This is a genomic window from Gilliamella sp. Pas-s95 (assembly GCF_009795795.1).
GTDB lineage: Bacteria > Pseudomonadota > Gammaproteobacteria > Enterobacterales > Orbaceae > Gilliamella > Gilliamella bombicola.
The window spans coordinates 1-21568 of sequence record NZ_WTFC01000021.1; the positions used below are offsets into that span (position 1 = coordinate 1).

Annotated in this window: 16 protein-coding genes; 8 read left to right on the top strand and 8 right to left on the bottom strand. The window is 35.9% G+C overall.

Features of this window, described 5'->3' with window-relative positions:
• Positions 1 to 356 (bottom strand): hypothetical protein (locus GQ598_RS06900; RefSeq protein WP_160403161.1); only part of this gene is annotated, 356 nt, incomplete at its 3' end.
• Positions 357 to 701: 345 nt separating this feature from the next.
• Between GQ598_RS06900 and GQ598_RS06905 the strand changes: the two genes are divergently transcribed.
• Both GQ598_RS06905 and GQ598_RS06910 read left to right on the top strand, forming a co-directional pair.
• On the top strand, positions 702 to 3344 hold the full coding sequence (locus GQ598_RS06905) for an SEL1-like repeat protein (protein ID WP_160403163.1): 2643 nt from the start codon (positions 702 to 704) through the stop codon (positions 3342 to 3344).
• A gap of 39 nt (positions 3345 to 3383) precedes the next feature.
• Positions 3384 to 3707 (top strand): hypothetical protein, encoded by a 324-nt coding sequence (locus GQ598_RS06910; protein WP_091350508.1) that lies wholly within the window; start codon positions 3384 to 3386, stop codon positions 3705 to 3707.
• Between the two features lie 77 nt (positions 3708 to 3784).
• Here the strand turns inward: GQ598_RS06910 and GQ598_RS06915 are convergent, their stop codons facing one another.
• Together GQ598_RS06915 and GQ598_RS06920 are read right to left on the bottom strand one after the other, a co-directional pair.
• Positions 3785 to 4771, bottom strand: a complete 987-nt coding sequence (locus tag GQ598_RS06915) for a putative type VI secretion system effector (RefSeq protein WP_160403165.1) — start codon at positions 4769 to 4771, stop codon at positions 3785 to 3787.
• A 37-nt stretch (positions 4772 to 4808) separates the two neighbouring features.
• The gene (locus GQ598_RS06920; RefSeq protein WP_160403167.1) at positions 4809 to 5606 is read right to left on the bottom strand and encodes a hypothetical protein; all 798 of its coding nucleotides are present in this window, start codon (positions 5604 to 5606) and stop codon (positions 4809 to 4811) included.
• A gap of 254 nt (positions 5607 to 5860) precedes the next feature.
• On the opposite strand from GQ598_RS06920, the gene ppnN reads away from it, so the two are divergent.
• The gene (gene ppnN, locus GQ598_RS06925; RefSeq protein WP_160403169.1) at positions 5861 to 7237 is read left to right on the top strand and encodes a nucleotide 5'-monophosphate nucleosidase PpnN; all 1377 of its coding nucleotides are present in this window, start codon (positions 5861 to 5863) and stop codon (positions 7235 to 7237) included.
• 86 nt (positions 7238 to 7323) lie between these two features.
• Here ppnN and radA read toward each other — a convergent pair whose 3' ends face one another.
• The 3 genes from radA to GQ598_RS06940 all read right to left on the bottom strand — a co-directional run bounded on the left by radA (position 7324) and on the right by GQ598_RS06940 (position 10218).
• The gene (radA, locus tag GQ598_RS06930) at positions 7324 to 8703 is read right to left on the bottom strand and encodes a DNA repair protein RadA (protein WP_091350518.1); all 1380 of its coding nucleotides are present in this window, start codon (positions 8701 to 8703) and stop codon (positions 7324 to 7326) included.
• A 9-nt stretch (positions 8704 to 8712) separates the two neighbouring features.
• Complete coding sequence (serB, locus tag GQ598_RS06935) at positions 8713 to 9687, bottom strand: phosphoserine phosphatase (RefSeq protein WP_160403171.1); 975 nt, start codon at positions 9685 to 9687, stop codon at positions 8713 to 8715.
• A gap of 189 nt (positions 9688 to 9876) precedes the next feature.
• Entirely contained in the window at positions 9877 to 10218 is a 342-nt protein-coding gene (locus GQ598_RS06940) for a helix-turn-helix domain-containing protein (protein ID WP_160403173.1), read from the bottom strand.
• Positions 10219 to 10326: 108 nt separating this feature from the next.
• Here GQ598_RS06940 and GQ598_RS06945 point away from each other — a divergent pair, with 108 nt between their 5' ends.
• Complete coding sequence (locus GQ598_RS06945; protein WP_160403174.1) at positions 10327 to 10866, top strand: NAD(P)H-dependent oxidoreductase; 540 nt, start codon at positions 10327 to 10329, stop codon at positions 10864 to 10866.
• Positions 10867 to 10921: 55 nt separating this feature from the next.
• Here the strand turns inward: GQ598_RS06945 and rsmB are convergent, their stop codons facing one another.
• Both rsmB and GQ598_RS06955 read right to left on the bottom strand, forming a co-directional pair.
• A complete protein-coding gene (rsmB, locus tag GQ598_RS06950) occupies positions 10922 to 12214 on the bottom strand; it encodes a 16S rRNA (cytosine(967)-C(5))-methyltransferase RsmB (protein ID WP_160403176.1) in 1293 nt (430 codons plus the stop codon).
• A gap of 29 nt (positions 12215 to 12243) precedes the next feature.
• Entirely contained in the window at positions 12244 to 13587 is a 1344-nt protein-coding gene (locus GQ598_RS06955; protein ID WP_160403178.1) for a Na+/H+ antiporter family protein, read from the bottom strand.
• A gap of 187 nt (positions 13588 to 13774) precedes the next feature.
• On the opposite strand from GQ598_RS06955, the gene GQ598_RS06960 reads away from it, so the two are divergent.
• The 4 genes from GQ598_RS06960 (at position 13775) to fdnG (ending at position 21557) form a co-directional block, all read left to right on the top strand.
• Positions 13775 to 14647 (top strand): shikimate dehydrogenase, encoded by an 873-nt coding sequence (locus GQ598_RS06960; RefSeq protein WP_160403180.1) that lies wholly within the window; start codon positions 13775 to 13777, stop codon positions 14645 to 14647.
• Positions 14648 to 14760: 113 nt separating this feature from the next.
• The gene (aroD, locus tag GQ598_RS06965; RefSeq protein WP_160403181.1) at positions 14761 to 15534 is read left to right on the top strand and encodes a type I 3-dehydroquinate dehydratase; all 774 of its coding nucleotides are present in this window, start codon (positions 14761 to 14763) and stop codon (positions 15532 to 15534) included.
• Positions 15535 to 15810: 276 nt separating this feature from the next.
• On the top strand, positions 15811 to 18246 hold the full coding sequence (gene plsB, locus GQ598_RS06970) for a glycerol-3-phosphate 1-O-acyltransferase PlsB (protein ID WP_160403190.1): 2436 nt from the start codon (positions 15811 to 15813) through the stop codon (positions 18244 to 18246).
• 242 nt (positions 18247 to 18488) lie between these two features.
• A complete protein-coding gene (fdnG, locus tag GQ598_RS06975; RefSeq protein ID WP_160403192.1) occupies positions 18489 to 21557 on the top strand; it encodes a formate dehydrogenase-N subunit alpha in 3069 nt (1022 codons plus the stop codon).
• The last annotated feature ends 11 nt before the right edge of the window (positions 21558 to 21568 follow it).

Below are 21568 nucleotides of genomic sequence, written 5' to 3' on the forward strand. Positions count from 1 at the left end.
ATGAATGGCTGTGAACAAGGCGTTAATGCCACAGAACCCTGTGAATACGACAACAACAATACCACGAAGAACAACGCCGATTTAGATAACAATGAAGGCCTAAACAATAATGGCGGTTTGAATAGTAATGGCGGTCTTAATAACCACTTGGATATCGGCGATAATTTTGCCGAAGAGGTTGTCGAAGTACCCGCCGAAAACATCTCCTGAAAAAACCTCGATGACGGCGTCCATTTCGCTACGCGAAATGACTTCGCTGATGAAAATAAGAACTGTGTCTGTTTTAGACTACGGTGAAATTGAAAAAGATTTTGGGCATAGGTTTGGCAGGCCAGATGCCAGATGCCAGATGCCATAAATGGTAACACATTTCGATCATCCTGTCAAGTAAATTTTTGTTTTATTTGAATTTTTTATAATTGACTGCTCAACTAATGAGCACTCCCTTGCTTTAAAAGCGCTTAAATTATAACCGCTTGATTAATAATGCGCTAGCTTTTTTGTTAAAAATTTGTAAAGATTTGTTAACCCTGCCAATTGATTACAGAATAAACTTAATAAAATATAATAAGTTAAATCAGTTTATTTTATTGAGTTTGATTGGCTGTTATGCGGTGAATTGATGATTTAGATGTTGCTAATTTAATGATATACCACTACCCTTTAGGCTGTTTGCGATTAATATATATGGACGATAATTAATGCGAAATTTAAAATTATTATCTTTATTTTCAATGGTGTGTGCTTTTTCAAGTGATGCCTTTGCCGATACAATTTCACAAAACGTTTGGTCTTTGGCAATAAATAAGCACGATAGTGTCGCTCAATATACAGTTGCTCATGCTTATAACCCTTTGGTTGAAAATAAAGATTTGGACTGTGAAACAAATCAGTTTTATCTCAAGTCAAAAAATAAAAAATTGCAAGGGTGCTATGATAAATCGGCCGATAAATACATCGAATTTTTAACTAAAGCAGCCGAAAATTCATCCCCATCCCCCCTTGCCCAAACAGACTTGGGCATCGCCTATATTGAGGGAGAATTAGTCGCTAAAGATATTAAAAAAGGTTTGTATTGGTTAGAAAAGGCCGCATCCCCCATTTCAGATAAAGCAAAACTTAGTCTAACTGAAGGAAACAGTAAATTTGACAAGCAATTAATGAAAAATGGCGTAGGTCTAGCTCAATATGTATTAGGTAAACTTTATCATCAAGGCATAGAGGTTAAAGCTGATTATGATAAAGCAATAAAATACTATGAAATGGCAAGCCAAAGTGATGATTTTGGATCTTACGATGCGCCGCAATATCAACTTTATCAACTCTATAAAAATAAAGTTAATAACCCCAAAATGGCTTTATATTGGCTTGAACAGAGTTTGGGGAATATGAAATATAATGATGAATGGGATGCAGCAACCGAGATAGTCGACTATTTTTTGGACGGAGGCCAGATAGATGGTTCAAAATCAGAACAACCTAATTACCCATGGGCAGCTAAATGGTTAATTGAATTTGTTAAAGGTCGATCACTTAAAGATGAGACTAGGCAAAAAATGGCTTTTCAACTAGCTTGGCTTTATTTAAACGGTTTAGGCGTTGAAAGGGATCCCAAGGAAGCGGCAACATATTATCATTTAGGGATGAACATTAATCCTGATGTTAATTTCGATATTCAATCGTCTAATGAGCAAACCCTGCAAGAGCAGTTTTTACTTAATGTAATTAAACCTATTTATGAAAATATCGATAATAACCAAACAATTGAATATAGTGCTTTTTTTGAAACAATTTATCCTGATAAATTTAAAAAAATACAAGCTAAACTCGATTATGCCAATAATCTTTATATTGAAAACGCCAGTAAAACCGTAGAAGCGATTTTTGGTGATAATTTAAAAGATGAACAAATTTTTTATGCTCAACTTGACAAAGAGCTACAATCCTATAGCGATTTAGAAGAATTCCCTCATACTTCTCCTTTGCTGGCATTAGCTCAACATCGTGGAATTGCTTATGGTTTTTATCGTGATGCTGAAAACCTTATGGGTAAGTCAAGCAATGAATTAATCAAGCTTTACCAAGCTGCATTGAAAATTGAGCCAAATAATCCAATAATTTTATACCGATTTGGTACGTTATATGATTTTATTCTTCAAGATACCAACACAGCAATATCATATTATAAGCAGGCCGCTGATTTAGGGGATGCAGTGGCAAATTATCGGTTAGGGGTAATTTATTATTTAGGCAAAAACATTGAGCAAAATTATCATGAAGCTTGGCGATATCTTGACTTGGCGGCAAAACAATATTATGTGCCAGCACAAAATTTTTTGATCACTATCGACAAATCACACCCTGAATTTGAATGGTTAACTACACAATACATTGAGCATCAGCAAACTTACCGTTCACCAACGGTAATGGTTGATGGTGAGGATTGGCTAAAGGTACAAAAGGCAAATAATCCGTCACCTAAAGTGATTTATCATCTTACAAAACATAATTCTGATCGTAATGGTCTAAAAACTTATGAGGGTTGCAAAGCCGCAATTGAGTTGGCAACACAGGGCAATACCTTGGCGCAGAGAGAATTAGTTAAACAATTAAATAAGAATTATTTTCTTTGTACACCAGAGCAAAATTTAATTTTTTCTTGGATTGATAGCATCTATAAGGATGATCAATATAAGCAATTCTTAAAATTGAAATACTACAAATTTACAAAAACAGATGAGCAATATCAAAAAGAGCTTAATAATTTAGCAGATAACCAAAATCATTATGCGATCATTGAATTATTGAATAATACTCAGAGATATTACGATTCAAGAGATGATAATTACCTTTCAAAAATCAAAATGTTGCTTAAGTCAGGTAATGTTAGTGCTGCCGAATTACTTATCAGATATTATACTTTAGATTCTTATTTAAATTCTGATTATCGTCAAATTCCCAATAGCATTTACCAACACACTAAAGCGATTTTATTAAGAAATGATTTAGCCGATTATGTTTCGGCATTGCCTGAACAGACTTATACCGAGCCGAAATATATTTATGCTGATAACATGCTTTCATCTTCTGATATTTATCAAATGTGGTTTGAACTTGCCGATATGCATGAGCAAGGTGTTGATATTCCAAAAAATAACATTTTTGCCTATGTTTGGTACAGTTTATTGGTAGAGCATAATCAAACCCAAGCATTAAATAAAGTACAAGAATTAAAAGCACAATTAACAGCAGAAGAATTAACAAAAACGAATGATAAACTTAATCAATACCGTAATTTATATCGTTTTCTTCCTTTAACCCATGTGGAATTAAACCAAGAATAGGTATGTTTAAGTTTAGTGAGTTAATATAGGATATTAGGGATGAATGATTCAATTATTATATCAAGCAAAACAACTTCCCGCTCAAAATTTTGGGTATTTGCTATAGTGTTATTAATATTAACAATAAGTGGCGGATATTATTTATGGCAGGAAAATAATCTTTCCATTCAATCATTTTTCCCCATCAAGGAAAAGGTGGTAAAAATTTATGATACAAATCAAGAACTTTATAATTCTAGAGGTCAAACCGTTGCATTTAAATGCATTGTATCGATCAAATATGGCGATAACCCAATAAGTTATAATTTTATTTCTAGCTATGATAATGAGCAAAAATTTCTTGAAAATTGTATACCACTATAAAACCAAATAACAATAAACACGGGATTTTGCCCGTGTTTTTGTTTCCAGAACTGAATAAAACACTCAACAACTAACCATTATTGCCCATGGCTGTCATCATGGTTTTCGGTATGAATAACGTTAATATAGCTAGGGATGGCTGGCGTATTAACATAAAAGAATGCCCATTGAATCCCGTCTATTTTTTTAGTTTGACGTAAATATTGTTTTAGTAATATATCGTCCTGAGAATCATCTTCTGATTGCTGATGTATATAATGATCAATAAACTCATTATATGTATCTTCATCAGTCGCTAAATATCCATTGTGATTTTCACAATATTGTTTATATAAATCGAATAATTTGTCGACAAAAACATTATATTCTTTTTCAATATCAAACGTTTTAGGATTACTATACCCCAAAGTCGCAAAAATCTTATCAGCAATAGCAGAACCGGATTTTGATTTTTTTAATGCAGAAGAGAATAAATAAGTTGGTAAAATAAAAAATAATCCCATAACAGCCATAAGAAGTAGCGAAAAATTATTTTTAGAAAAGGCCATTACTACAAAATAAAAGAAAGTAAATACCCCCAATCCTCCAGCACCAATAAGGAAAATACGCGGTAAAATAGGTATATTTAGTTTTGAATTGCCAGCTTCTGTTCCCTCTGTTGCATAAGGATGTAACCATAAAAGCTTATCGGCAGGACGGCGTAATGCATAAGCAAAATAGCTTCCACCAGCTAGTGGATCAACAACCGCCTCCACGTAGTCTCCCTCATTAAAAAAGGTTCGACAAAATGCGCCTTCAATCACCTTATCACCTAATTTACAGCAAAAATACTGCTCAATATCGGCTGTATCGTAATCAATTTTTTCAATTTTTGCTGAAGTTATTTTCATACTATTAGCCATAGAAACTAAATCTAAATGCCCTATTGTTAGTAAATTGACATCAGGGCGTCCAGCTAGTTTGCGAGCATTAAGATAACTTTCTCGCGTGTCATAGACCTCCAGATCGGTGATATAACCAGTAATAATTTGGTAATAATGGCTATCGCCTATATTCTGTTCCATATTTTTTATTCCTTATATTTATCTGTTGAATTATTTGTTATTTTTTGTTTCGTTCATCAATGACTTTAACCCAATTAGGTAAAGTTGGCGTTCTACAGTAGTAATTTGTTAATGCTTTAAATTCTTTGAATTTTTCAAAGTCCGGGCTCTGTGGATCGTTAAATATTTCAGGATCATTGATTCGATACAATTTTTTAAAGCGTTCCTTTTCTTTTTCAGAATCATATTTCCACGGTTTTTCATACCCAAAACAGGCATAAATTTGATTAGAAATAAAAGAGTATCCTCCTCCACCTATCAAAAAAGAAACAATAATTGCAATGATCCACCCCAAAAAACAGTATTTAAATATGTTAAAAATATAATTTAATGAACAATCGTTAACTAGTTCAATAATTAACAAAATAAGTAGGAAAACAACGGCAAATACCGTCATCAAAATAAAAATAACTTTTAAAAGTGGGAACGTTGTTAAACCAATATGTTGCGGGAAAATTATCGCATGTTGTTTCGGAATTCGTACGGCATAAGGCTGGTAAACATCATTTTTTTTCGGCTTAACAAGCATTTCAACATAATCGCCCTCATTAAAACCAATCCTGTTAAGCCTTCCCTCTACTTTTTTATTGCCGATCTGGCAACAAAAGCGTTGCCCCCTTAAAGGCGGACGACAACAAATAAAAAAGCAAATCAATGCTATAATTGAACAAAACACCGCATAAAAATCTTTTTCTATTCGATCCGTCATCGTCAGCTTAGTGCCAGTTTGTTGCGGATTTTTATCTACTTGTAAACAACTTACAGTTCCTTTTAATAAGTAAAAATCATTCCTCATTAACTCTATACCTTGTTGAATTTCATAATTAAAATACCAAATAATTTTATAGCATGATTAAGCTATTAACCACAATAAAAATTAATTCATTTAATATTTAACTCAAAATAAGTTACTTAATTTTGAATATTTATTCAAAATTATCAATTAAAAACAAAGTGTTGGATTGATTAAATTGATCCACTTTTCCTATTCAATCAGTTTGAGTATATAATAATCGCTTTGTTGATAAAACCGTCAAAATAGAGGTTGTGATGATTACCCATATTAGCCCATTAGGATCAATGGATTTACTTGCTCAGGCTGAAGTCGATATTTTAAAAAAGTCAGCAAACAGCGAGCTTTATCAATTATATCGGAATTGCTCATTAGCAACATTAAATGCCGGCAGCAAAACCGATAACACCAAAGATCTGTTAGATAGATTTAAGTCTTTTGAAATTAATGTGATCAGTAAAGAGCGCGGTGTTAAATTAGAATTAGTAAATGCCCCTGAAAGTGCTTTTGTTGACGGCAAAATCATCCGCTCTATTCAAGCCAATCTGTTTGCTGTATTACGCGATATTTTATTTTTAAATAGTCAAATTACTGCTATTAAAGAGTTAATAGAAAATATCAAGCTTGAAAAAGATCATTCATTTTATATTTCTAATCTTGTGTTTTCGATTTTACGTAATGCCAATGCGCTACATGTAGGCGAAGAGCCTAATTTGATCGTTTGTTGGGGCGGACATTCCATTAATGAAAATGAATATTACTATGCTCGCCAAGTGGGAATGCAATTAGGTTTACGTGAACTAAACATTTGCACTGGCTGTGGCCCCGGTGTAATGGAAGCACCAATGAAAGGAGCCGCGGTTGGTCATGCACAACAGCGTTATAAAGAGAGCCGTTTTATTGGCATGACTGAACCGTCAATTATCGCCGCAGAGCCCCCTAATGCGTTAGTCAATGAGCTAATTATTATGCCCGATATCGAAAAACGTCTTGAAGCGTTTGTGCGAATGGCGCATGGCATTATCATATTTCCAGGTGGACCAGGTACAGCCGAAGAGCTACTTTATATTCTGGGTATTTTGCTAAATCCAGCCAATAAACAGCAAACATTGCCGTTGATTTTAACTGGCCCTAAAGAGTGTGAAGCCTATTTCGCTTCTATCGATAACTTTATTCGTAGCACGTTAGGCGATGAAGCAACTAAGCTTTATCAAATTGTGATTGATTCGCCGGAACAGGTCGCTCGCATTATGAAAGAGGGTGTTAAGCACGTTAAATCTTCACGATTAAAAACCGGCGATGCTTATGGATTTAATTGGCTATTAAAAATCGATGAATCATTGCAACATCCTTTTGAGCCAACACATGCCAATATGGCGTCATTAAATCTTCATCGTGATCAACCGGTCGAACTGTTAGCCGCTGATTTGCGTCGTGCATTTTCAGGTATTGTCGCTGGCAATGTTAAAGAGTTTGGTATGAAGCAAATTGCTGAAAAAGGTCCTTATAAGTTACAAGGTGATAGCGAAATTATGAAACAAATGGATAATTTATTGCGTAGCTTTATTAAGCAAGATCGTATGAAGTTACCGGGCGGAACGGCTTATCAACCATGTTATGAGCTCTGTTATTAGTGCCTATTTGGTAACCTAACTTTAATACTCTATTTATGCCTTACCGCCAAGGTCGCTCAGTGGTAAGGCAATAAGTGTATTTTTAGCTAAAAATTACTTAAAATATCTAACACTTCTGATATTTTCTTTACCCCAAAAATTTGCATATTTTCTGGTTTCTTTTTAGGCATATTGGCAATCGGTACAATTGCTTTTTTAAAGCCATGTTTAGCGGCTTCTGAAATGCGTTCTTGTCCACTTGGTACGGGGCGAATTTCGCCACCAAGGCCAATCTCACCAAAAATCACAATATCTTGAGGTAAAGGCCGATTACGGAAACTGGACACTAAGGCCGAAATTAACGCTAAATCGGCACTGGTTTCAGTCACCTTTACCCCGCCAACCACATTAACAAAAATATCTTGATCGGCCATTTGTAATCCCCCATGCCTGTGTAACACAGCAAGCAATAACGCAAGTCGATTTTGATCTAAACCAACAGTCACACGTCTTGGGTTACCATACATAGAGTGATCGACAAGAGCTTGGATTTCAACGAGTAATGGGCGCGTGCCTTCCCACAGCACCATTACCGAACTACCAGGTAGCATTTCATCTCCACGACTTAAAAAGATGGCTGATGGATTACTAACCTCTTTTAAACCTTGTTCGGTCATGGCAAACACACCCAGTTCATTCACTGCACCAAAGCGGTTTTTGTGGCTTCGCAGTGTTCTAAAACGTGAGTCGGCATCACCATCCAATAAAATTGAACAGTCAATACAATGCTCAAGCACTTTTGGCCCTGCAAGCGAACCATCTTTGGTTACATGCCCAACCATAATAATGGCAATCCCTTTGGTTTTGGCAAAGCGTGTTAAATAAGCTGCTGTTTCGCGTACTTGTGCAACACTGCCGGGGGATGATTGGATATCAGTCAGATGCATTACTTGAATTGAGTCAATCACCATTAGTTTAGGTTGTGACTGATCGGCCAATAAGCATATTTGTTCAATGCTGGTTTCGGACAGCATATTTATATTATCAGCAGGTAACCCTAAGCGATGGGCACGCATCGCCACTTGTTGAAGGGATTCTTCACCAGTTACATACAGTGTATTCATTTGCGAAGAGAGCTTACTCATGGTTTGCAGTAACAATGTACTTTTACCCGCTCCCGGGTTACCACCAATAAGAATAGCACTGCCCGGCACAACACCCCCACCAAGCACTCGGTCAAATTCTGAAAACCCAGTCGAAAACCGAGGCAATGCCTCTAAACTGATTTCGGATAATTTCTGAATTTTAGCCTGTCCAGCACCACTACCTGCATAACCCGTTAACCGATCGTTACGCGATGATGTGCTAGCAAGTCTAACTTCAGTAATGGTGTTCCAAGCATGACATGAGCTACATTGCCCTTGCCAACGCGGGTAATCTGCTCCGCAATCATTACAAACATAAGCACGTTTTACTGCTTTTGCCAATTTAATCTCCTAACCTTCACTTAATAAGCTGGTGGATAAAATACACCATAATCCTGTTAAATCAGCATAATTAATACTAATTCGTGCTTTTTCGACCACTTTCGGTTTACCATGATAAGCGACTCCAAGGCCAGCAATACGGATCATCATCAAATCATTGGCACCATCACCAATGGCGACCGTTTGCTCAATAGGAATTTCCAATGATGCCGCTAGCTGTTGTAATGTTCTTGCTTTATATTTGGCATCAACAATTTGCCCTTTGACTTTACCGGTTAATTTGCCATGTTTAATCTCTAATTCATTGGCATAGCTATCAACTAGTTTTAACTTTTGCTTTAAGTGATCAGCAAAATAGGTAAATCCCCCCGACGCAATGGCAACATGCCAATTTTTTTTATGCAGTTCTTTTACTAAATAAGTCAGCCCCGAAGTCAGCGGTAAATTATCTTTGACTTGATCTAAAATAGCTTGATGTGCGCCTTTTAAGGTTGCCACTCGTTTGCGTAAACTGCTAGCAAAATCAAGCTCACCACGCATTGCTTGTTCGGTCACTGCGGCAACTTGTTCACCAACTCCTTGCAATTTGGCAAGTTCATCAATACATTCAATACCAATCGCTGTCGAATCCATGTCCATAACAAGTAACCCCGGGGAGCGTAGCGTGGGTAAATTATCGATTGGGGCAACATCAATACCTAATGCTAATGAAATCGATTTGGCTTTTTTAGGTATCACCCCTGCAATACGAACAATTTGGTAAGTTTTGATTTTCCATGATGAAACAATCACCATAGGCATGGCAAGCTGATCTTGGAATTTTGATAAGATGGTTTTATTTAGCTTTTTGCCATAAATAATCCAACCTGTTTTACCAGCATTATAATCCAATGGAACCACTTCACACCCATTTAATGAAAGCGGTAAACCTTGCCAATGTTGGATATTTTCAGGAAGATCATTGTAGGTAAGTATATAAGCCATATTAGGAGGTCTTCATAACATAAAATAAGCCCAAAATTTACCATAACTATTAAAGATTGTCCAAGTAAGGATTAAGTTGTTTCTTTACCCAATTTTATACTTAAATAATATGTTATATAAAACTTTTTAACAAAATAGATAAATCTATCGATTGCCTTTAATCATTCCACCGCGATACTGATATCGATCTTAAATATTCAACGCCCATAAACAAAGTTGCTCTAATATAGGCCCCAATTTTTCGCCCAATGGAGTTAATTTATAGACAACTTTTAAAGGGGGTTTATCACCAAAAACATGTCGAGTAATTAACCCATCTTCCTCTAATTTTTTAAGTTGTATACTTAATGTCATATCGGTAATATTAGGAATAACGGTTTTCAATTCGCTGAATCTTTTTTCACCAGAAAGCAAATAATAAATTATCACCCCTTTCCATTTTCCGCCAACTAAATCCATTGATAAACTAATAGGACAATAATAAGTTTTATTGTTATAACGTTTTAATGGTCTTTGTTCATCTATTTGCATTAATTCACCTAACTATCAAGTTTGATAGATATTGCTATAAGCTTATTTACGAATAAACTAATTAGAGTAACTATCATTTTAATAGCAAAAAAGGAAAAAGGAATCATTATGGCATTAATTATTTTAGGTCACCCTAACATTAAACAGTCTATCGCCAATAAAACAATTATCGAAACACTACAAGATAAAGTTGAGGATATTGAAATTTGCAATATTCACAATCTTTATCCAAACTATCAAATCAATGTGCAAGAGGAGCAAGCCGCATTACTCAGACATGACCTTATTATTTTACAATATCCAATGTACTGGTATAACATGCCGGCAATATTAAAAATATGGTTTGATGAAGTATTCACTTACCAATTTGCTTATGGCTCCAAAGGCGATAAATTAAAAGGTAAAAAACTATTACCAAGTTTAACTATAGGACAACAAGAACAGAATTATAAAAAATATCGCAACGATTTAATGGATAATTTATTAGAGCCCGTTAAAGTATCAGCCTTATATGCGCAAATGGAATATCTGCCACCAAGACTTTTATATGGTGTTTCACCAGAGGTTGAAGAAGTGCAAGCTAAAATAAAAACAAAAGCACAACAACACGGTCAGCAGTTAGTTGAAATTATAAACAAATATAACTAATAAAAATCAATATGATATTTATAATAATTAATAAATAATCATATTTCATGTTGTATCAACTCTGCTTTTTTAAAACCGCATAAAAGAAACCATCACCACCATTTTCAGTAGGTAAAAATTGTTTAAGTTCACCTTGTAATTTGGCGCTGGTGTTTTCTTGCAAAAAACGTTCAATTTGTAATTTATTTTCGTCTGGTAGAATTGAACAAGTGGCATAAACCAAAGTACCACCAGTTTTTAAATAAGACCAAATATTAGTTAAGATTGCATGTTGTAATTCAGTTAATTGTGCAATATCACTATCTCGGCGTAACCATTTTATATCTGGATGTCGGCGAATAACGCCTGTTGCAGAGCAAGGTGCATCAAGTAAAATACGATCAAAACATCGCCCTTTACACCAATTTTCGGGTGTTAGTCCATCCCCCACTTTCACTTCAGCTTGCTGTTTTAAGCGAGCTAAGTTTTCACCAATACGTTTTACTCGGCTAGGATCAATATCTACCGCCAAAACTTGCGCTTTTGGAGCAACTTCTAAAATATGCGTGGTTTTACCACCGGGAGCTGCACACATATCCAAAATGTGCTCACCATTTTGTGGAGCAAGTAAATAAGCAGCATATTGAGCAGATAGATCTTGTACTGTGACAGCACCTTCATCAAAATACGGTAATTTATTCACACCGACAGGCGACAATAATCGCAGAGCACTAGGTAACTCTGGAAAGCTATCGGATTCAATTTGTTGCTCAGCAAGTAATTGTTGGTAATCACTTACTGAATATTGGTTAAGATTAACTCGTAACCACATTGGTGGCTTTTGATTATTAGCATTAACAATAGCTTGCCACTGCTTTGGATAGGCTTGTTTAATTCGTGTTAACAACCAACTTGGGTGTAATGTTTGTTGGTTTTGTTGCTTACTGTCTTGTGTAAATGTTTGTTGTAATGAGGCTTGTTGGCGTAAAAATTCGCGTAGTACGCCATTTATTAATCCTTTAAGTTGTGTTTTTTTGAGTGTATTAACAGCATTGACTGTTTCGCCAACTGCGGCATGCTCGGGAATTCGGGTATAAAGAATCTGGTAAATCCCCACTAACAATAAATAGTGCAAAATTCTATTTTTACCGGTTAACACTTTACTCATTAAGGAGTGAATATAGAAATTAAGTTCTGGTAATACTCGCATCACACCAAAACAGATTTCTTGCACCAATGCCTTATCTTTATCGGCTATTTGATGACTTAAAGCTGTCAATGTCGCACTTAATGACTGACCTTCTTCCAGTACGTTAAAAATAGCTTGCGCACAAACTGCACGAATATTTTGGTGTGATTTATTATTCATAATGACCTAAATAACAACAATTATGTTGATTATAAAATTAATGATCCAACCCAACCCGCAATAAATAGCGGAATATTAAAATGGGTAAATGTAGGGATAACACTATCACGAATATGATCATGTTGCCCATCACTATTTAGCCCTGAAGATGTCGCTAAAATAGTATCTGATGGCGGTGATCCCGCATCACCAATAGCACCAGATGCACCAATTAAGCATACTGTGGCAATTGGCGAAAAACCAAGTTGTACACAAAGTGGTACATATACTGCAGCAATGATAGGGACTGTCGAAAATGAAGATCCAATACCTAATGTAATAACCAGTCCAATTAGCATCATCACAAAAGCTGCAATCACTTTATTACCAGCAAATAGTGCTGCACTATTAATAACTAAAGGTTCTATTTCATGAGTCTGTTTTAATACTTCGGCAAAACCTTGCGCTGAAATCATCACAAAACCGATCATTGCCATCATTTTAATGCCGTCAGTAAAAACACCATCAGCTTCACCCCATTTAATCGAACCCGATACAATAAAACAAATAAAACCAACTAAAGCACCTAAAATCATTGAACCAGTATAAAGTTGAACAGTAAAAGATAGAACAATCGCCAATAATGAAACAATAAGTGAACGCTTATTCACCTCTTTTAAAGTACCTTGATTCTTTTCTCCACGAATAATTTTATATTCTCTAGGCTTACGGTAGCTCACAAAGATAGCCCATAATAAGCCAATAAACATACCTAATGCAGGGATCGCCATGGCATGCATTACATTGACATGACTCACATCCATTCCCGATGCAGTAATATTTTTTAATAAAATTTGATTCAAAAAGATGTTACCAAAACCAACAGGTAAAAACATATACGGAGTAATAAGCCCAAATGTCATAATACAAGCAATCATTCGTCTATCGAGTTGTAATCGTGACATCACATATAAAAGAGGCGGAATTAAAAGTGGTATAAAAGCAATATGAATGGGAATGACATTTTGTGAGGAAACACTTACTAGAGCAATGATAATAATTAATAACCATTTAATACGCTTTTTAGCACTACTTGTTGTAAGCTGTTGTATTGCTTTATCTGCAAGTAACTCTGGTAAACCAGATTTTGATATCGCCACCGCAAAAGCACCGAGCATTGCATAAGAAAGTGCAATATTGGCACCATTACTGATACCTGTATTAAAAGCATCAATCGTTTCTTTTAGAGACAGATGACTAAATAAACCACCAATAAAAGCCCCAATAATTAGGCTAATGACCACATGAACACGACAAAGGGACAAAATTAACATACAAATTACCGCTATCACAACGGCATTTATCGACGAGAATAACTCAAGTATTGTATTCATAAATAGATTTTTAATTAATGAACAAAGTTCGTTATTCTAGGCGATACATGGTGAAAGTGCAATTGATAGTGTATACTCACTCTTTTTCAATAGAAGAAATCCTAAATATACAGTTGAAGAATTATTAAAAATAAAAAGCCCAAGAATAAAATAAACCCAGAGCAAATCTGGTTGTGGAGAATGGTTAATGAGAAATAATATCGACGGAAATTTTTTATTGATTGGTTTAATGGCATATCCTATTCGTCATAGTTTATCGCCACAAATGCAAAATACTCTTTATGCTAAAATGAATGTACCTTATGTTTATTTGGCGTTTGAAGTTGACCAAGAAAAACTCCCTGATGCAATTAAAGGGCTCCGAGCATTAGGTCTACGCGGTAGTGCAGTATCCATGCCCAACAAACAGCTCGTCTGCCAATACCTTGATAAACTAACTCCAGCCGTTGAAATGAGTGGAGCATGTAACACTATTTCAAATGATAATGGTGTTTTAACAGGTTATAACACTGATGGCATGGGTTACATGCGTATGCTCAAAGAAGCTAATATTGATGTGATAGGCAAAAAAATTACCATCCTTGGTGCTGGTGGTGCAGGCACCGCCATTGCGGTGCAAGCTGCTCTTGATGGCGTGAAAGAAATCGTGATATTTAATCAAAAAGATGATTGCTATACCAAAATAGAAGCAGTTGCGAAAAAATTGAATCAAAATACACAATGCCATGTGCGTGTTATCGATCTTGCCGACAATAAGCAATTACGCCAAGAAATAGCAACAAGTACTGTTCTTTGCAATGCAACAGGTGTCGGGATGAAGCCATTAGAAGGTCAAAGTTTAATTAACGATCCAACCATGTTACACTCAGATCTTATTGTGACAGACTGTATTTACTGCCCACGTAAAACAAAACTACTAGAAATGGCTGAACAACAAGGTTGCAAAACCTTAAATGGAATTGGCATGATGTTATGGCAAGGGGCTGCACAAATAAAAATATGGACAGGCGAAGAAGCACCAATCGAATATGTAAAAGAAAAAATGGGCTTTAACGATTAGTTCAACTCTATGTGATAACATTATATTAACTCATCTTATTCTATTGTTGTATTTAATATAATCCATAAAATAAAACCCTATAATAAAATTATCGACAATTAGCAGGAAATAAAATGAAAACAGTCACTATTAAACAACTTGAGATCGGTGTAGGCGCACCAAAAATTATTGTACCGATTGTTGGTAAAACTCAAGCAGAATTAATTGAGGAAGTTCAGTTTTTGCAATCAATTGATTTTGATGTTTTAGAATGGCGAGTCGATCATTTTAACCAAGTTGATGATATTCAGGCAGTTAAACAAGTCGCTAAAAAAATTGTAGATTTATTACCCAACAAACCACTTTTATTCACCTTCAGAACGATAAACGAAGGCGGAGTAAAACCTTGGGCATTATCCTCTTATATTCAATTGAATAAAGAAATGGCCTGTAGTGGACTTGTCGATCTGATTGATGTTGAAGTGTTTATTGGCGATGATTATGTAAAAGATATTATTGATGTGGCACACAAAAATCAGGTCTTTGTTATAGCTTCAAACCATGATTTTGAAAAAACACCGCCTAAAAATGATATCATCAATCGATTACGAAAAATGCAAGATTTAGGGGCTGATATTCCTAAAATTGCCGTTATGCCTAAAACCACGGATGATGTATTAACCTTACTGGCTGCCACTACCGAAATGAACGAGAAATACGCCACCAAACCGATTATTACTATGTCCATGGCGGGGCTAGGTGCTATTAGTCGTATTGCTGGTTCGACATTTGGTTCAGCAATGACCTTTGGTGCGGCTAAAAATGCATCAGCGCCCGGTCAATTGGATGTGAATCAATTACGATATATTTTAGAAGTATTACAACAAAACAAAAAGTTAATTCAATAACGACAGATTTTTCGAAAAGCTGTTAGTTATCTTAATAAATCAATAGATAATAATATAGATCAACATTAGCAATAAAAGCCAATTCGGTTCGTGGCGTTGATAGTAATAAACCGTTATAATACGACTATGTATCGTTATAATTTTGCTTTAAGTTGATCTAATCATATGGTCTAAAGATTACGCAAATTTACTAACGATTGGGTGATAACAAGTATATACTCAATTCATCGCTTTTTAAGTATATGAATAACGCAAAAGTATGAGGTTTATTTTTTTATGTTTTCTTGGTGGACTAAAGTCTATTTTTTTCTTATCCAACTTTTGATCAAACTTTTTGTTAAAAGTAAACCGATTCCTACTAATCCAATAACAGAATTAGGGCTTGATACTGCTAGACCAATTTTATATGTTCTACCTTACAACTCTCAAATTGATTTAATGGTAATTCGCTCCCTTTGTTTGCAATATAATTTACCTGATCCATTAATTGGTATCGATATTAACGGAAAAACTGTTCCTGCTTATATCTATATTGATAAAGGCCCCGGTATTTTTGCATCTAACCAACAAAGAAAAAAAGCTATTGGTATTTTAAGGGATTATATTTCTGCACATCAACAAAATCATGATCTTGATATTCAAATGTTACCCGTTTCGGTGATGTTTGGACGTCGGCCAGATAAAGAAGGTAAAAAAAAGCTATCACTACAAGTGCTTGGTGCAACTAGTAAATTTCTAAAAATTATCACATCAGGAAGAGACTGTTATACACGCTTTTCTCGTACCGTTTCGTTTAAAGATATTCATGTCGATAAACAAGATCTTTCAGTTTTAGCACATAAATTGGCCCGCGTTGCACGTATTCATTTTGCCAAACAACGTATGGCTTCAATTGGTCCTAAACTGCCTGTTCGCCAAGCAATGTTGAATAATTTACTCAAAAAACAAGCACTATCAGAAGCAATACAAGAAGAAGCCAAAAGTAAAAATATCACTCTTGATAAAGCAAAAAAAAATGCATTAGCTAATTTAAACGAAATTGCAGCTAACTTTTCTTATCATATGCTTAGAGTCACTGATTTTGTCCTTACTTGGGCGTGGAATAGGCTTTATCAAGGGCTCAAAGTAACCAATGCAGATCCCGTTCGCGAATTAGCTCAAAATGGACAGGAGATTGTCTATGTACCTTGTCATCGTAGTCATATGGATTACTTATTGTTATCCTATGTACTTTATCGACAAGGGTTAGTACCTCCTCATATTGCTGCAGGTATTAATCTAAACTTTTGGCCTGCCGGCCCTATTTTTAGACGATTAGGCGCGTTTTTTATTCGTCGTTCGTTCCGTGGTAATAAACTCTATACGTCTGTTTTTCGGGAATATTTAGCAGAGTTATTTATTCGTGGTTATGCTGTTGAGTACTTTATTGAAGGTGGGCGCTCACGTACAGGTCGGTTACTTGATCCTAAAACGGGTATGTTAATGATGACAATTCAAACATTACTACGTGGTGATGCAAGGCCTATTGCAATAGTTCCTGTTTATATTGGTTATGAACATGTATTAGAAGTCGCAACCTATGCCAACGAATTACGCGGCGCTAAAAAAGAAAAAGAGAGTTTATGGCGTACTATCAAAGCATTTTTAAAACTAAAAAAATTAGGATTTGGTTATGTTAACTTTGGTCAACCTATCCCACTAAATCAATTTCTAAACCAACACGTTCCAGAATGGCGAGATGCTATTGAACCAACTGGCACTCAACGTCCTCAATGGTTAACACCAACAACTAATTTACTTGCTAAGAAAATTATGGAACATATCAATTTATCAGCGGCAATTAACGCAATGAACTTATGTTGCTCAATATTATTGGCTGCGGACCAACGTGCTCTAACAAAAATTAGACTTGTTGAACATATTGATTATCTTTTAAAATTACTAAAAAAAGTCCCTTATTCACATTTAATTACTATTCCAGATCAGACACCCGAAGAATTATTTGAACACGCTAAAGATATGGGGAAATTCATTATTACCACCGACAAAGTTGGCGAAATGGTCGGTCTTACCACCGAACAAGCAGTATTAATGACGTATTACCGCAATAATATTCAGCATTTACTGATTATCCCTGCTATCGTAGCCAGAATTGTGCTTAAACATAACCATATATCATCTGACGAAATTTTAGAACAAGTAAAGTGTCTCTTCCCTTTAATCAAATCAGAGCTATTCCTTTATCATAATGATGAACAACTTACTGAATATGTGCAACAAATCATCACAACTTATATCGAGCTGAATTTAATTAACGATTCGACAGATAAGTTGGTAGTAAATTATTTAAAAATTTCAGGATTACAATTACTTGCTTCATCATCTAGAGATACACTGCAACGTTATGCTATTGCGTTTTCTTTATTACAAAAAGATCCAACAATCAGTCGAGCAACGTTAGAAAAAGAAGGCCGATTAATTGCCGAGCGATTATCTGTCTTACACGGTATTAATTCCCCTGAGTTCTTTGACAAAGGCGTATTTTCAACACTTGTTGCATCACTACGGGAACAAGGTTATCTAGATGATCAAGGTGACGAAAACGTACCAAAAATTGAAAAAATGAACGAAATCCTTAAACCACTTATTACCACTAGAGTAATGCAAACCATTGACGAAATTAACCCTTTAGCTAAGCAATCCAATAGCTAAGTTCACTAATTCAGTTTGCCCATTTATCCAAATGGGCAAATTTAGGCCAATAAATAGAGAATAAATTGATATAAAGAACAACTATTTTGTATAAAATTTGACCCATGTCAAATTTTCTGGATTCCTGTTTGTTTTTTCCTTTATTTCCATTTCATTAAAGATTATCATTATGAATAGTAAGGATGTTAATCGCTTCCAATAGAATAAATTAAAATGTAATGTCAGCTTTCTAAGGAGTCCATATGCTATTTAACCGTAGACAGTTCTTTAAGATCTGCGCTGGTGGTATGGCAGGCACAACAGTTGCCACACTCGGACTAGCACCGAATGTCGCACTTGCACAAACTCGCCAATTTAAATTACTCAAATCAAAAGAAACCCGTAATAACTGTACTTACTGTTCAGTTGGTTGTGGAATGCTACTTTATAGCCGAGGAGATGGTGCTAAAAATGCCGAATCTTCCATTTTTCATATTGAAGGCGATCCAGATCACCCTGTTAGTCGTGGTTCACTTTGTCCGAAAGGGGCTGGTGTTCTTGATTATATAAAAAGTGAAAATCGCGTTAAATATCCAGAATACCGTGCTCCGGGTTCAGATAAATGGCAAAAAATAAGTTGGGCTGATGCCATTGATCGCATTGCTCGTTTAATGAAAGCTGATCGAGACAAAAATTTTGTTGAAAAAAATGACAAAGGCAACACGGTTAATCGCTGGACTACAACTGGATGGCTTGTAACATCAGCTGCTAGTAATGAAACAGGTTGGTTAGCGTTTAAAGTTGCTCGCGCATTAGGAATGTTAAGCCTTGAAACTCAGGCACGAGTTTGTCATGGTCCTTCCGTATCAAGTTTAGCAGCCACTTTTGGACGTGGTGCAATGACCAATAATTGGAACGATATCAAAAATGCCAATGTTGTCATTGTCATGGGAGGTAATGCGGCAGAAGCTCACCCAGTTGGTTTTAAATGGGCAATTGAAGCCAAAATTAATAATGGTGCTGAGCTCATAGCTATCGATCCTCGTTTTCACCGAACAGCTTCTGTTGCTGATCACTATGTGCCTATTCGTTCAGGATCGGACATTGCATTTTTACTCGGTATTATTAATTATCTAATTACTCATAACGAAGTTAACTTTGAGTATTTAGTCACGCATAGTAATGCGAGCCTCATTGTGCGTGATGATTTCAATTTTGATGCCGATAGTGGGTTGTTTAGCGGTTATGACGCAACTAATCGCCAATATGATCAAACGAGCTGGGCATATCAAAAAGATGAAAATGGTTATGCACTTCGAGATAAAACACTCAGCCATCCTCGTTGTGTTTGGAATCTATTAAAACAGCATGTTAGCCGTTACACTCCGGAAATGGTAAATAAAGTGACCGGTAGCCCAATTGACGGATTTTTACATGTTTGCCGTTCTCTGGCTAGTACAAAGACCAATGATAGAGCGGCTACTTTTCTATACGCATTAGGTTGGACTCAGCATAGTTATGGTTCACAAATTATTCGCACTGCTGCAATGATCCAGCTTATATTAGGTAATATTGGTGTAATGGGTGGTGGCGTTAATGCACTTCGCGGCCATTCAAATATTCAAGGTTTAACCGATGTTGGTTTATTATCAAATCGCTTACCTGCCTATCTTGATTTGCCTAAAGAGTCTCAAGTTTCACTCGCTCAGTATTTGGATGAAAAAACACCAAAGCCGCTTGGTTCGAGCGAGGTGAACTTTTGGGGGAATTATCCAAAATTCTTTGTCAGCTTTATGAAGTCAATGTATGGCGATAAATCGACTAAAGATAATGACTGGGGTTTTGACTGGTTACCAAAATGGGATAAAACCTATGACGTTTTAAGATTCAATAAAATGATGCGTGACGGCCAAGCTAATGGATTTATTTGTCAGGGCTTTAACCCACTCGCTGCACTACCTGATAAAAATAGTGTCCGTGAAGGTTTATCTAACTTAAAATTCCTAGTTAGCATTGATCCTATGCCTACAGAAACCGCTGAGTTTTGGAAAAATCATGGTGAATCAAATGATGTGGATTCTAGCAAAATTCAAACTGAAGTCTTTAGATTACCATCTAACTGTTTTGCCGAGGAAAACGGAACAATAGTTAACTCCTCTCGTTGGTTACAGTGGCATTGGGCAGCAGCAAGACCTCCTGGCGAATCTTTATATGATCCTGAAATTATTGCACGTATCTTTTTGAGAATTAAAGAATTATACGCTGAAGAAGGTGGTGCCTATCACGAACCAATTGATAATTTAGTTTGGGATTATCAAAACCCTGAAGGTCCAGCGGCTGAAGAATTAGCTAAAGATTATAATGGGCGTGCACTTGCTGATATAACCGATGCAAATGGTAATGTGATCCTTAAAAAAGGTCAGTTATTGAGTGGTTTTTCTCAATTAAAAGCAGACGGTACAACCTCATCAGGTATTTGGATCTTCTGCGGTTCTTGGACTGAGCAAGGAAACCAAATGGCACGACGAGATCCAAGCGATCCGTCAGGAAAAGGGGTTCACTCTGGTTGGGCTTGGGCATGGCCAATGAATAGGCGTGTGCTTTATAACCGTGCCTCGGCAGATGAACACGGCAATCCATGGGATCCAAAGCGCGTTTTAGTCAAATGGAATGGCTCAAGTTGGGTGGGTAACGATGTTCCTGATTTTACAGCAACATTACCACCAAGTGCGGGAGCGGGTGCGTTTATTATGAATAATGATGGTTTAGGGGGATTATTTTGTTTAAATCGGTTAGTCGATGGGCCATTCCCTGAACACTATGAACCGTTTGAAACACCAATTACTAATAACCCTTTTCATCCAAATCAAATAAGTAGCCCAGTGGCTCGTGTATTTAAAGAAGACTTGGCGCGATTAGGCAATGCAAGTGAATTTCCTTATGTTGGTACTACTTATAGTATCACCGAGCATTTCCATTTTTGGACACAACATGCAAAATTAGCGTCAATCACTCAACCAGAACAGTTTATTGAACTGAGTGAAAATTTAGCCAATAAAAAAGGTATTAAATTAGGCGATACAGTCAAAGTAACGTCACACCGAGGCTATATCAAAGCTAAAGCTGTCGTAACAAAACGTCTTCCGACATTAACTGTTGATGGTAAAGAAATCGAAACTATTGGAATTCCTATTGTTTGGGGGTTCACAGGTCAAACGAAGAAAGGATTTTTGGTGAATGAATTAACGCCTCATTTAGGTGATGCAAATTCACAAACGCCAGAATATAAATCATTCTTAGTTAATATCGAAAAAGTGACCAGCGCAGCATAAGGAAGAGTAAA

Coding starts and splice junctions, on each gene's coding strand:
- GQ598_RS06960 (WP_160403180.1), top strand. CDS start 13,775: ATGAGAAATAATATCGACGGAAATTTTTTATTGATTGGTTTAATGGCA.
- GQ598_RS06915 (WP_160403165.1), bottom strand. CDS start 4,771: ATGGAACAGAATATAGGCGATAGCCATTATTACCAAATTATTACTGGT.
- GQ598_RS06905 (WP_160403163.1), top strand. CDS start 702: ATGCGAAATTTAAAATTATTATCTTTATTTTCAATGGTGTGTGCTTTT.
- rsmB (WP_160403176.1), bottom strand. CDS start 12,214: ATGAATAATAAATCACACCAAAATATTCGTGCAGTTTGTGCGCAAGCT.
- GQ598_RS06920 (WP_160403167.1), bottom strand. CDS start 5,606: ATGAGGAATGATTTTTACTTATTAAAAGGAACTGTAAGTTGTTTACAA.
- serB (WP_160403171.1), bottom strand. CDS start 9,687: ATGGCTTATATACTTACCTACAATGATCTTCCTGAAAATATCCAACAT.
- GQ598_RS06940 (WP_160403173.1), bottom strand. CDS start 10,218: ATGCAAATAGATGAACAAAGACCATTAAAACGTTATAACAATAAAACT.
- fdnG (WP_160403192.1), top strand. CDS start 18,489: ATGCTATTTAACCGTAGACAGTTCTTTAAGATCTGCGCTGGTGGTATG.
- aroD (WP_160403181.1), top strand. CDS start 14,761: ATGAAAACAGTCACTATTAAACAACTTGAGATCGGTGTAGGCGCACCA.
- GQ598_RS06945 (WP_160403174.1), top strand. CDS start 10,327: ATGGCATTAATTATTTTAGGTCACCCTAACATTAAACAGTCTATCGCC.
- ppnN (WP_160403169.1), top strand. CDS start 5,861: ATGATTACCCATATTAGCCCATTAGGATCAATGGATTTACTTGCTCAG.
- GQ598_RS06910 (WP_091350508.1), top strand. CDS start 3,384: ATGAATGATTCAATTATTATATCAAGCAAAACAACTTCCCGCTCAAAA.
- plsB (WP_160403190.1), top strand. CDS start 15,811: ATGTTTTCTTGGTGGACTAAAGTCTATTTTTTTCTTATCCAACTTTTG.
- GQ598_RS06955 (WP_160403178.1), bottom strand. CDS start 13,587: ATGAATACAATACTTGAGTTATTCTCGTCGATAAATGCCGTTGTGATA.